This is a genomic window from Enterobacteriaceae endosymbiont of Donacia cinerea (genome assembly GCF_012569925.1).
Classification (GTDB): domain Bacteria; phylum Pseudomonadota; class Gammaproteobacteria; order Enterobacterales; family Enterobacteriaceae.
The window spans coordinates 342,574-354,720 of record NZ_CP046204.1 but is presented as its reverse complement, the minus strand read 5'-3'; the positions used below and the strand labels follow the sequence as shown (position 1 = coordinate 354,720).

The 12,147-nt window shown below is 25.9% G+C and carries 9 protein-coding genes, 4 tRNA genes, 2 rRNA genes and 1 other RNA gene; 7 read left to right on the top strand and 9 right to left on the bottom strand.

Annotated elements, in window-relative coordinates; genetic code table 11:
- Window positions 1-98: 98 nt before the first annotated feature.
- The 7 genes from GJT94_RS01755 (at window position 99) to crp (ending at window position 4,397) form a co-directional block, all read left to right on the top strand.
- A 23S ribosomal RNA gene (locus GJT94_RS01755) occupies window positions 99-3,035 on the top strand.
- Between the two features lie 61 nt (window positions 3,036-3,096).
- Window positions 3,097-3,213: ribosomal RNA gene (gene rrf, locus GJT94_RS01750) — 5S ribosomal RNA — on the top strand.
- A 50-nt stretch (window positions 3,214-3,263) separates the two neighbouring features.
- A tRNA-Thr gene (locus tag GJT94_RS01745) sits at window positions 3,264-3,336 on the top strand.
- A 51-nt stretch (window positions 3,337-3,387) separates the two neighbouring features.
- Window positions 3,388-3,469, top strand: a tRNA-Tyr gene (locus tag GJT94_RS01740).
- 47 nt (window positions 3,470-3,516) lie between these two features.
- Window positions 3,517-3,587: transfer RNA gene (locus tag GJT94_RS01735), tRNA-Gly, on the top strand.
- 50 nt (window positions 3,588-3,637) lie between these two features.
- Window positions 3,638-3,711 (top strand) — tRNA-Thr (locus GJT94_RS01730).
- Between the two features lie 56 nt (window positions 3,712-3,767).
- Entirely contained in the window at window positions 3,768-4,397 is a 630-nt protein-coding gene (gene crp / locus GJT94_RS01725; RefSeq protein ID WP_168894415.1) for a cAMP-activated global transcriptional regulator CRP, read from the top strand.
- Window positions 4,398-4,428: 31 nt separating this feature from the next.
- Here crp and trpS read toward each other — a convergent pair whose 3' ends face one another.
- From trpS to rpsR, 9 genes are all read right to left on the bottom strand, one after another.
- Window positions 4,429-5,424, bottom strand: a complete 996-nt coding sequence (gene trpS, locus GJT94_RS01720; RefSeq protein WP_168894414.1) for a tryptophan--tRNA ligase — start codon at window positions 5,422-5,424, stop codon at window positions 4,429-4,431.
- 48 nt (window positions 5,425-5,472) lie between these two features.
- Window positions 5,473-6,141 carry a ribulose-phosphate 3-epimerase gene (gene rpe / locus GJT94_RS01715; RefSeq protein WP_168894413.1) on the bottom strand — a complete coding sequence of 223 codons (669 nt, stop codon included), beginning with the start codon at window positions 6,139-6,141 and terminating at the stop codon, window positions 5,473-5,475.
- Window positions 6,142-6,185: 44 nt separating this feature from the next.
- Window positions 6,186-7,283 (bottom strand): 3-dehydroquinate synthase, encoded by a 1,098-nt coding sequence (gene aroB, locus GJT94_RS01710; RefSeq protein WP_168894412.1) that lies wholly within the window; start codon window positions 7,281-7,283, stop codon window positions 6,186-6,188.
- Between the two features lie 18 nt (window positions 7,284-7,301).
- Window positions 7,302-7,826 carry a shikimate kinase AroK gene (gene aroK / locus GJT94_RS01705; protein ID WP_168894411.1) on the bottom strand — a complete coding sequence of 175 codons (525 nt, stop codon included), beginning with the start codon at window positions 7,824-7,826 and terminating at the stop codon, window positions 7,302-7,304.
- A 262-nt stretch (window positions 7,827-8,088) separates the two neighbouring features.
- On the bottom strand, window positions 8,089-9,972 hold the full coding sequence (gene htpG / locus GJT94_RS01700) for a molecular chaperone HtpG (protein WP_168894410.1): 1,884 nt from the start codon (window positions 9,970-9,972) through the stop codon (window positions 8,089-8,091).
- Between the two features lie 76 nt (window positions 9,973-10,048).
- Complete coding sequence (dnaX, locus tag GJT94_RS01695; RefSeq protein ID WP_168894409.1) at window positions 10,049-11,152, bottom strand: DNA polymerase III subunit gamma/tau; 1,104 nt, start codon at window positions 11,150-11,152, stop codon at window positions 10,049-10,051.
- Between the two features lie 37 nt (window positions 11,153-11,189).
- Window positions 11,190-11,284, bottom strand: an RNA gene (ffs, locus tag GJT94_RS01690) — signal recognition particle sRNA small type.
- Between the two features lie 74 nt (window positions 11,285-11,358).
- Window positions 11,359-11,811, bottom strand: coding sequence for a 50S ribosomal protein L9 (gene rplI / locus GJT94_RS01685; protein WP_168894408.1), 453 nt, complete (start codon window positions 11,809-11,811; stop codon window positions 11,359-11,361).
- Between the two features lie 58 nt (window positions 11,812-11,869).
- Window positions 11,870-12,097, bottom strand: coding sequence for a 30S ribosomal protein S18 (gene rpsR, locus GJT94_RS01680; RefSeq protein WP_168894407.1), 228 nt, complete (start codon window positions 12,095-12,097; stop codon window positions 11,870-11,872).
- Window positions 12,098-12,147: the final 50 nt, after the last annotated feature.

The window sequence follows — 12,147 nt, the reverse complement described above, 5'->3', positions numbered from 1 at the left end:
ATGTTCTTTCAAAATTAGGTAAAATAATAATTTAATAAAAAATAATATTTTAATTATTTAATTAATATTAAATTTATTTAAACGATTGTGGGTTGTAAGGTTAAGTAAATAAGCGTATATGACGGATGCCTTGGCAGTCAGAGGCGATGAAGGACGTGTTAATCTGCGAAAAGCATCGATAAGTTGATTTAAAGCATTATTAGTCGGTGATATCCGAATGGGGAAACCTAATATATATAATTATATATTATCGTTATTTGAATACATAGAATAACGAAGCAAACCAGGAGAACTGAAACATCTAAGTATCCTGAGGAAAAGAAATCAATAGAGATTTCCTTAGTAGTGGCGAGCGAAAAGGAAAAAGCCCAGAGATATACATATTTGTTATATTAATAGAAATAACTGGAAAGTTATACAATATAGGGTGATAGTCCCGTATACTAAAATATAATAATTATATTCTCGAAGAGTAGAACGAAACACGTGAAATTTTGTTTGAATATAGGGGGATCATCCTCTAAGGCTAAATACTACTGACTGACCGATAGTGAACTAGTACCGTGAGGGAAAGGTGAAAAGAACCCCGGTTAGGGGAGTGAAATAGAACCTGAAATCATATACGTACAAGCAGTAGGAGCATTTTGAAAAAAATGTGACTGCGTACCTTTTGTATAATGGGTCAGCGAGTTATATTTTGTAGCAAGGTTAACTGTATAAGGAAGCCGTAGGGAAACCGAGTCTTAAAAGGGCGTTTTAGTTGCAAGATATAGACCCGAAACCCGGTGATCTAACCATGGGCAGGTTGAAGGTTTGGTAATGCTTACTGGAGGACCGAACCGACTAATGTTGAAAAATTAGCGGATGACTTGTGGTTAGGGGTGAAAGGCCAATCAAACCGGGAGATAGCTGGTTCTCCCCGAAAGCTATTTAGGTAGCGCCTCGTGTAATTCATATTCGGGGGTAGAGCTCTGTTTCGGTTAGGGAATCTTCCAGATTTACCAATCCGATGCAAACTTCAAATACCGAATAATGTTATCACGGGAGACACACAGCGGGTGCTAACGTCCGTTGTGGAGAGGGAAACAACCCAGATCGCTAGCTAAGGTCCCTAAGTTATAATTAAGTGGGAAACGAAGTGGGAAGGCATAAACAGCCAGGATGTTGGCTTAGAAGCAGCCATCATTTAAAGAAAGCGTAATAGCTCACTGGTCTAGTCGTCCTGCGCGGAAGATATAACGGGGCTAAATTATACACCGAAGCTGCGACAATAAAGAATTTATTTATTGGGTAGGGGAGCGTTCTGTAAATTGTTGAAGATAAATTGTGAAGTTTGTTGGAAAGATCAGAAGTGCGAATGCTGACATGAGTAACGATAAAATAGGTGAAAAACCTATTCGCCGAAAGACTAAGGGTTCCTATCCAACGGTAATCGAGGTAGGGTAAGTCGAAACCTAAGATGAGGCTGAAAAGCGTAATCGATGGACAACAGGTTAATATTCCTGTACTCATTATTATTGCGAAGGGGGGACGAAGAAGGTTAGGTTAGCCAAGTGATGGTAGTCTTGGTTTAAGCGTTTAGATGAATTATTTAGGAAAATCCGAATAATTATAAACATTAAGGCGTAATGACGAGATACTTTATTGTATTGAAGTAATTGATACCCTGCTTACAAGAAAATCCTCTAAGCTTTAAATAATATTGAATCGTACTCCAAACCGACACAGGTAGTCAGGTAGAGAATACTAAGGCGCTTGAGAGAACTCAGGTGAAGGAACTAGGCAAAATAGTGCCGTAACTTCGGGAGAAGGCACGCTGATTGTAAGTAGAGAAATTTACTTTCAAAGCTGAAATCAGTCTAAGATAATAGCTGACTGCAACTGTTTATTAAAAACACAGCACTGTGCAAACACGTAAGTGGACGTATACGGTGTGACGCCTGCCCGGTGCCGGAAGGTTAATTGATGGGGTTATTATTTTTAAATAAGAAGCTCTTGATCGAAGCCCCGGTAAACGGCGGCCGTAACTATAACGGTCCTAAGGTAGCGAAATTCCTTGTCGGGTAAGTTCCGACCTGCACGAATGGCGTAATGATGGTCAGACTGTCTCCACCTGAGACTCAGTGAAATTGAAATTGCTGTGAAGATGCAGTATACCCGCGGCAAGACGGAAAGACCCCGTGAACCTTTACTATAGCTTGATATTGAATAATAAATATTAATGTGTAGGATAGGTGGGAGACAATGAAATATTAACGCTAGTTAATATGGAGTCAATCTTGAAATACCACCCTTTAATATTTATTATTCTAACCTTGGCCCGTTATCCGGGTCAGAGACAGTGTCTGGTGGGTAGTTTGACTGGGGCGGTCTCCTCCTAAAGAGTAACGGAGGAGTACTAAGGTCAGCTAATCACGGTCGGAAATCGTGAGGTTAGTACAAAGGCAAAAGCTGGCTTAACTGTGAGAATGACAATTCAAACAGATGCGAAAGCAGGTCTTAGTGATCCGGTGGTCCTGTATGATAAGGCCATCGCTCAACGGATAAAAGGTACTCCGGGGATAACAGGCTAATACCGCCCAAGAGTTCATATCGACGGCGGTGTTTGGCACCTCGATGTCGGCTCATCACATCCTGGGGCTGTAGTAGGTCCCAAGGGTATGGCTGTTCGCCATTTAAAGTGGTACGCGAGCTGGGTTTAGAACGTCGTGAGACAGTTCGGTCCCTATCTGCCGTGGGCGTTGGAAGATTGAAAGAATTTGCTCCTAGTACGAGAGGACCGGAGTGAACGTATCTCTGGTGTTCGGGTTGTTATGCCAATAGCATTGCCCGGTAGCTAAATACGGAAAAGATAAGCGCTGAAAGCATATAAGCGCGAAACTTATCTTAAGATTAATCTTCCCTGAATTTTTGTTAATTATTTACAAAAATTCCTTAAGGGACGTTAAAGACTATGACGTTGATAGGCTGGATGTGTAAGCATAGTAATATGTTAAGCTAACCAGTACTAATAAACACCCGTGAGTCTTAACCTTACAACACCAGAATCGTTTAGATTTAATTGTTAATTAATTATTTATAATTTAATAAAATATTCCTGGTATAAATAACGCAATGGTACCACCTGAATCCATTCCGAACTCAGAAGTGAAACGTTGTAGTGCCAATGGTAGTGTGAGGTTTTCCTCATGTAAGAGTAGGTAAATACCAGGATAAAATCTTCAAAGTTTTTGTAAAATATTTAGTTTTTTATAAAAGATAATGCCGGCTTAGCTCAGATGGTAGAGCAACTGACTTGTAATCAGTAGGTCACCAGTTCAACTCCGGTAGCCGGCAATGTATATCTTTTAATATATATTAAAATTTTATTTATTAAAATATTAAAATGGTGGGATACCCAAGTGGTTAACGGGAGCAGACTGTAAATCTGTCGTCAAAGACTTCGAAGGTTCGAATCCTTCTCCCACCATAATTTTTTGTATATAATAATTATAAATATTATATATATTTATAGCAGCAGACATCGTATAATGGTATTACTTCAGCCTTCCAAGCTGGTAATACGGGTTCGATTCCCGTTGTCTGCTTGAATAATTTTTAATTTGTAAAATATTAATAATAATTCACATATATTTTAGCTGATATAGCTTAGAAGGTTAGAGCACATCCTTGGTAAGGATGAGGTCCCCAGTTCAATTCTGGGTATCAGCATATTTTTTATATTATTTTATTTTTAAATAAAAGATAATAGAGGGAGATAATTATTAATGTTTCTTAAGTTACAAAGAGATGCTACTTTAGAATGGTTTCTTTCTTATTGTCATATTAATAAATATCCAGCAAAAATGATTTTAATAAAACAAGGAGATATTTCTAAAAATTTATATTATATATTAAAAGGAATTGTTATTGTTTCTATTAAAAATAAAAATGGAAAAGAAATAATAATTAATTATTTAAGTTCAGGTCATTTTATTGGAGAAATTGGAATTTTTAATAATTCTTATAAAGAAATTACATTAATAAAATTAAAAACAGAATGTGAATTAGCAAAAATTTCATATAAAAAATTTTTTAATTTAATTAAAATTAATAATAATATTATTATGAAAATTTCTTCACAAATTGCTGATAATTTAAAAATTACATTTAAAAAAATTAATAATTTAGTTTTTTTAGATGTTACACATAGAATTTCTAAAACATTATTAAATTTAGCTAAATCTCCAGAAGCAATAACTCATCCAGATGGTATGCAAATTAAAATAACTAGACAAGAAATAGGAAAAATTGTTGGTTGTTCGAGAGAAACAGTAGGTCGTACTCTTAAAATTTTAAAAAAACGTAATTTAATTTATGCTCATGGTAAAACAATTGTTATTTATGGTACTAGATAAATAAAATATGTGATTTTTTATAAAGATGTATTTAAATATCTAAACCAATAACATTGTATACTTTTTTTAATGTAATATTAGCATATTTTTTCGCTTTTTCTGCCCCATTAGTAATAATACTTTTTAAGTATTTTTCATTTTTTCTATAAAAAAAATATTTTTTTCTTAATTTATTTAAAAATAAACATAAATTAATAACAATTGATTCTTTAAAAGAATTATAATTCTTGTTTTGAAAATCTTTTTCTAATTTTTCTATAGAAAATTCAGTTATATTAGATAATATAACTAATAAATTAGAAATACCTGGTTTATTTTTAAAATCATATTTTATAATAGGGGGATAATTAGAATCGGTAACTGCATTTTTAATTTTTTGTTTAATTATAGAATCATTATCAAATAAACTAATAATATTATTATTATTAGTATCAGATTTAGACATTTTTTTATTAGGATTTATTAATGACATAATACATGAACCATTATAATTAAGTATTTTTTCAGGAATAGTAAATATATTTCCATAAATTTTGTTAAATCGATAAGCAATATCTCTAGCTAATTCGATATGTTGAATTTGATCTTTACCTACTGGAACCTTATTTGTTTGATATAATAATATATCTGCTGCCATTAATATTGGATAATTAAATAAACCAACGTTAATATTTTTATTTAAAAATATTTTTTCTTTAAATTGTGTCATTCTTTTAATTTCCCCGAAATTAGTAAAACAATTTAAAATCCAATTTAATTGAGAATGTTGAGGAACATGAGATTGTATAAAAATAATACTTTTTTCAGGATTAATTCCACATGCTAAACACATAGCTAAAACATCTAATATATTTTTATTTAAAATATTTTTTTTTTGATGTATAGTTAAAGAATGTAAATCAGCTATGCAATAAATGCAAAAGTATTTTTTTTGTAATTTTTTCCATTGTTTTAAAGCTCCAATATAGTTACCTAAAGTTAATAATCCTGTTGGTTGTATTCCACTAAATACTATTTTTTTTTTCATAATGTTTTTTACAATTTTTCTATATTTTAAAGAAATTAAATATTTATTTTAAAATATAGTATTTAACTTTAATCTTATATTTTTTATAGTTTTATAATATGGCATTTTATTTTTAAATATAGCTGAACCTATTACAAACACATTTGCTCCAGAAATAGCTATTTTTTTTATATTATTAATATTTATGCCTCCATCTACTTCTAATAAAATGTTTTTTTTATTAATAATTTTTTTAATTTGAAAAATTTTTTCATAAATATGATTTAAAAATTTTTGTCCTTCAAAACCAGGATTAACAGACATAACTAATATTAAATCTAATTTATGTATTAAATATTCTAAACAATTTAAAGAAGTAGAAGGATTTAATGCTAAGCCTGCTTTACATCCATAATTTTTTATTAACGAAATACTTTTATCTAAATGATATGAACTTTCTGGATGTATAATAATACTACTTGCTCCTGATTTTATAAAATCAATTATTAAATTATCTATATTTTTTGTCATTAAATGAACATCAATTAGACATTTAATTCCATTTTCTCGTAAAGATCTTAAAACTAAAGGACCAATAGTTAAATTAGGTACATAATGATTATCCATAACATCAAAATGTATTATATCAACACCAGCTTTAAGAACATCTTCAATTTCTTTACCTAAATATGTAAAATTAGCAGATAAAATAGATGCGGCAATCAAATTATTTTTCATTTTATTTAAATTTATTATTATAAATAATTGTTTTTAAAATTATACTAGAAAATTAAATTTTTATTTGCGTTAATAGCGCTAGAAATAATTTTTTCAGAAATATTTTTACATATAATTGCTTTACCAATTTTAACTGGAATAATAATATTAATTTGATTTTTATTTATTTTTTTATCCCTATAAATATGTTTAAAATATTGTTCTATATTCATATTATTTGGACTTTGAATTGGTAAATTACATTTTTTAAATAAATTAATAATTCTTATTATATCTTTATTGTTTATTAAATTAAGTTTTTTAGATGTTAAAGAAGCAATAACAATACCGACTGAGATAGCTTCTCCATGTAACCATTTACCATATCCTAATTCAGACTCAATAGCGTGTCCATAAGTATGTCCTAAATTTAATAATGCTCTTTTATTCTTTTCATATTCATCTTCATAAATAATTTGAGCTTTTAATTTACAGCATTTATTTATACAAAAAATTATAGATTCTTTATCTAAATTAAATAATTTAGTAATATTATTTTCTAGCCAAGAAAAAAATTTTTTATCAAAAATAATACTATATTTTATTACTTCAGCTAAACCTGCAGAAAATTCTCTTCTGGATAAAGTATATAAACAACTTAAATTAATTAATACAATATTAGGTTGATAAAAACTACCTATCATATTTTTTCCTAAAATATGATTAACAGCTGTTTTACCACCTACAGAAGAATCTACTTGTGCTAATAATGTTGTAGGTATATGTATAAGTTTTACCCCTCTTTGATAACTAGATGCAACAAATCCTGTTATATCACCTATTACGCCTCCTCCTAAAGAAATTAAAGTAGTATCTCTATTATGTAAATTTTGAAGTAATGCTGTAAAAATAATATTTGCAGTAATTAACGTTTTATGTTTTTCACCATCAGGAACAATAACATAATTTATTCTTACACCTATATTATTAAGTTGATTAGATATTTTTTTAAAATATAAAGAAAAAATTATTTTATTAGTTACAATCATAACACTATCTCCCTTTTTTAAAAAAGGTAAAGATAATGGCTTATCAAATAAATTGAAATCTATAATAATAGAATATTTTTTTTTTTCTGTTGAAACTAAAATAGTTTTTCCCATATATAATATTATGTCCTTTTAATTTTTTTCTAATAAGTTAATTAATTGATTAGCAACAACTTTAGCACTTTGTTCATCTGTTTTAATTATAATATCAGCAATTTCATTATATAAACGGTTTCTCTTTTTAGCTAATTCTTCTAATATTTCTTTAGCTGATTTATTTTTATTTTTTAATAAAGGACGTTTTTTATCTCTTTTGGTACGATTTAATTGTTTTTCTATCGTAGTTTGTAGGTATACTACAATACCTCTAGAGGAGAGAAATTTTCTTGTTTCTTTTGATTGAATAGAACCTCCTCCAGTTGCTAATATAATGCCTTGTTTTTTAGTTATTTCATCAATAATTTTTTTTTCACGTTTTCTGAAACCTTTTTCTCCCTCTACATCAAATACCCAATTTATATCGGCTCCTGTACGATTTTCAATTTCTTGATCTGAATCAAAAAAATCCATTTTTAATAAATTTGAAAGATGACGTCCAATTGTACTTTTTCCTGCTCCCATAGGGCCTATTAAAAATATGTTTCTTTTTTCTGCCATTTTTTTATATTATTAATTTATTAAAATTGTAAATAGAATTCTTATTTTTTTAAAAAAAATAAGATATATATTTTTATATAAAATTTTTTAAAAAAATTTTATATATTTTTATTAAATCATAAAATGATTTTTCGAAATAGTAAATAGTTTATTATAAATAAAATATTATTTTAAATAAAGAAACTAAAAAACGAATTAAAAATTATTTCTTTTCTTATTAAAAGATAAGATAATTATTAAGATAATTATCTTATCTAAATATTTATATTTTAGATAAAAAAGTATTTATACGATTAATAAATTTATGTGGATTATCTAAAGTACCCTTTTCTGCTAAAATTGCTTCTTCTAATAATAAAAAAATAAATTCAGAAAAATACTTTTCGTCTTCTATTTTTAATATTTTTTTTATTAAAACATGATTTGGATTTAATTCAAAATTATATTTTATTTCTGGAGTTTCTTGTCCTGCTGCAGCAAATAGTTTTGCCATTTGAGTACTCATTTCATTTATATCTGTAGTAACAATAGCAGGTGTATTAATTAATTTATTTGTTAATTTTACTTTTTTTATTTTATTTCCTAATATTTTTTGTATTTTTTTTAAAAAAGGTTTAAACTCTTCTTTTGTTTCATTTTTTATAATGTTATCTTTATTTTTAATAAATTCATCTAATGAATCATCTTGTTTACTAATAGATTGAAAATTTTTTCCTTCAAAATCTGTAATATAACTCATCATCCATTCATCAATATGATCTACTAATAATAATACTTCAATACCTTTTTTAGAAAAAAATTCTAAATGAGGACTATTTTTTGCAGATATATAATTATCTGATGTTAAAAAATATATTTTATTTTGTCCTTTTATCATTCTTTTTGAATATTCTTCTAAAGATACATTTTGTTCTGAATTATTATTATATGTTGAAGAAAAACGTAATAATTTTATAATAATATTTTTATTACTTATATCTTCTGCAGGACCTTCTTTAAAAACTAAACCAAATTTTTTCCAGAAATTATTATAATCATTTTGATTTTTACTAAGATTCATTAACATATTAAGAACTTTTTTTGTTAATGTTATCTTCATATTACGAATAATATTATTTTTTTGTAAAATTTCTCTTGAAATATTCAAAGGTAAGTCATTAGAATCAACTAAACCCCTTACAAATCTCAAATACTTAGGTAATAATTGTTCTGCATCTTCCATAATAAATACTCTTTGAACATATAATTTTAATCCATTTTTATAATCTCGATTACGTATGTCCCATGGAATATTTGAAGGGATATATAATAAACTAATATATTCTTGTTTACCTTCTACATGATTATGACTCCAAGTAATTGGATCAATATTATCATATGTTAACTGTTTATAAAATTCTTTATATTCTTTTGTACTAATTTCTGATTTATTACGTAACCAGAGTGCTTGTGCTTTATTAATTTGTTCCCAATAATATTTTTTTTCTTTCTCATTATACATTTCTATTTCTATAGGTAAATTTATATGTTCTGAATATTTATTAATTATTGTTTTTATACGCCACGTATCTAAAAACTCATCATATTTAGGACGTATATGTAATATAATTGTAGTACCTCTTATTTTTTTATTAATATTAACTATAGAATATTTTCCTTCACCTGTAGATTCCCAAAATACTCCTTCATTTACAGGAGTACCTGCTAATCTAGTTTTAACTGAAACTTTATCTGCAACTATAAAAGCAGAATAAAATCCTACTCCAAATTGACCAATTAATTGGGAATTTGTTTCTGATTTTTTATCAGAAGATAAATTTAAAGATTTTATAAAATCTTTAGTACCAGATTTTGCAATTGTCCCTAAATTTTCAATTACTTCTTTACGAGACATACCAATACCATTATCTTTAATACTAATTAATCTTTTTTCTTTATTTATAGTAATTTGTACTTTTAATATTGAATTATTCTCATATAAATTAGGATTAGATAAAGTTTTAAATTTTAATTTGTCAACAGCATCAGAAGAATTAGAAATTAATTCTCTTAAAAATATTTCTTTATTAGAATAGAGTGAATGAATCATTAAATGTAATAATTGTTTTACTTCAGATTGAAAGCTTTTAATTTCTTTTTTTTGCATAAATAATTTTCTCTTTTTTATATAAAAAATCAAAATAATCTTAAATAAATATTTATCTTTTATATTTTAAATACAATTAATATTTATTAAAATATATTAATATTTCTAATATAATCATTTCAAAACCTATTTTAGGGTTTGGTGCTAAGTACAAATTTTTTTTACCTGTGTTAAAAAATTTATATAGGAATTTTAATTCATTTTCTGAGAAATTATTAAATATTTTTTGATAAAATCTTACTACATTTTTTTCAAAATTTGAATTTTTAAAAAAATCGTCAGAATTACAATTTAAAATTTTAATTTTTAAAATATTATGTAATAATATCATTATTTCTGTAATAATATTATCCCAATTAACATTAAACATAGAAATTTTATCAATTAAATTAAAAATAAAATTATTTTTTTTTGTTTTAAAATTACATATTAATAAAAATAAATATTTTTTTTTTACTAACCCTAACATCAAATAAGTATTATCTACAGTTAATGAACCCATAGAGATTAATTGATCTGTTAAACTTAATGCATCACGCATACTACCATATGATACATTTGATAATATATCTAATGCTTTTTCATTATATATAATTTTTTCTTTATTTAAAATTTTTTTTAATTGATTTAAAATAATATTTTTTTTTATTAATTTTAAATTAAATTGCATGCATCTAGATATAATAGTCATTGGTATTTTTTGTAATTCTGTTGTTGCAAATATAAATTTTATATATTCTGGTGGTTCTTCTAATATCTTTAATAAGGCATTAAAACTATGCTTTGATAACATATGAAATTCATCAAAAATATATATTTTATATTTTCCTTTAACAGGAGGATAATTAATAATTTCTAAAATTTCTCTAATATCTTCTACTTTAGTTTTAGATGCAGAATCTAATTCAATTAAATCTAAAAAAGAATTTTGTTTTATAGACATACAATTATCGCATGATCCACATGGATTTTGTGTTATACCTTGTAAACAACTTAAACCCATTGCAAAAATGCGTGCTATTGTCGTTTTTCCAACTCCTCTACTTCCAGATAAAATCCAAGCAGGATGAATTCTTTTTGTAGATAAACTATATTTGATAGCTTGTATTACATGATCTTGACCAATAACATCATCAAAAGATTGGGGGCGCCATTTTATGGCTAAAACGTGAGAATTCATTTTTATGACATATATTTTTAAAAAATTAATTTAATAGAACATGACCATTTTTTTACACATATTATATTTACTACAGCTGCTTCCTTCCAGACCTGACTGGATTCATAAAATAATATTGTTTAAAATAATCATGTTCCATATGTAGTGATTATACATAAAAAATTATTAATTAGTCAATAATTTAATTTTAAATTAAATAAAATTTATTATTCATCATTTACAATATAAATTGTTTTTTGAACTGAAACTTTTTCATGAAATTGAAAAAGAATATTATATTCTCCTATTTTTTTTAAACTTCCTTTCGGTAATTTTATTTCTTTTTTTAAAATATTAAATCCAATTTCTTTTAATTTTTTTATAATATCATTTTTATTAATTGATCCAAATAATTTTCCATTTTTCCCTGATTTAGCTTTAATTATTATTTTATTTATACGATTAAATTTTTTTAGTTTTAATTCTGCTTTATTAAAAATATCTAATAATTTAGATTTTTTTTCTAAAAGTTTATTTTTTAAAAAACTAATATTATTTTTTGTAGCAATAATACATTTATTTTTAGGTATTAAAAAATTACGTGCATATCCAGGTTTAACATTTATAATTTGAGATTTTTTACCTAAACCTAAAATAGAATCTAATAAAATTATTTTCATTATTTAATACTCTTTATCATTTATACTTTTATTAAAACAAAATAATAATTTTTTAAATTTATTTATGATGATCAGTATAAGATATTAAAGATAAATATCTTGCTAATTTTATAGCTTTAGTTAATTGACGTTGATATTTTGCTTTAGTACCAGTAATTCTACTAGGTACAATTTTACCACTTTCAGTAATAAAATTTTTTAAAATATATATATTTTTATAATCAATTTCTTTAATACCTTCTGCTGTAAAACGACAAAATTTACGACGACGAAAATAACGTATCATTAATTAATAACCTCTAATATTTATATTATTAGTATGTTTATAAAAATTTA

Coding starts and splice junctions, on each gene's coding strand:
- crp (WP_168894415.1), top strand. CDS start 3,768: ATGTTTCTTAAGTTACAAAGAGATGCTACTTTAGAATGGTTTCTTTCT.
- trpS (WP_168894414.1), bottom strand. CDS start 5,424: ATGAAAAAAAAAATAGTATTTAGTGGAATACAACCAACAGGATTATTA.
- rpe (WP_168894413.1), bottom strand. CDS start 6,141: ATGAAAAATAATTTGATTGCCGCATCTATTTTATCTGCTAATTTTACA.
- aroB (WP_168894412.1), bottom strand. CDS start 7,283: ATGGGAAAAACTATTTTAGTTTCAACAGAAAAAAAAAAATATTCTATT.
- aroK (WP_168894411.1), bottom strand. CDS start 7,826: ATGGCAGAAAAAAGAAACATATTTTTAATAGGCCCTATGGGAGCAGGA.
- htpG (WP_168894410.1), bottom strand. CDS start 9,972: ATGCAAAAAAAAGAAATTAAAAGCTTTCAATCTGAAGTAAAACAATTA.
- dnaX (WP_168894409.1), bottom strand. CDS start 11,152: ATGAATTCTCACGTTTTAGCCATAAAATGGCGCCCCCAATCTTTTGAT.
- rplI (WP_168894408.1), bottom strand. CDS start 11,811: ATGAAAATAATTTTATTAGATTCTATTTTAGGTTTAGGTAAAAAATCT.
- rpsR (WP_168894407.1), bottom strand. CDS start 12,097: ATGATACGTTATTTTCGTCGTCGTAAATTTTGTCGTTTTACAGCAGAA.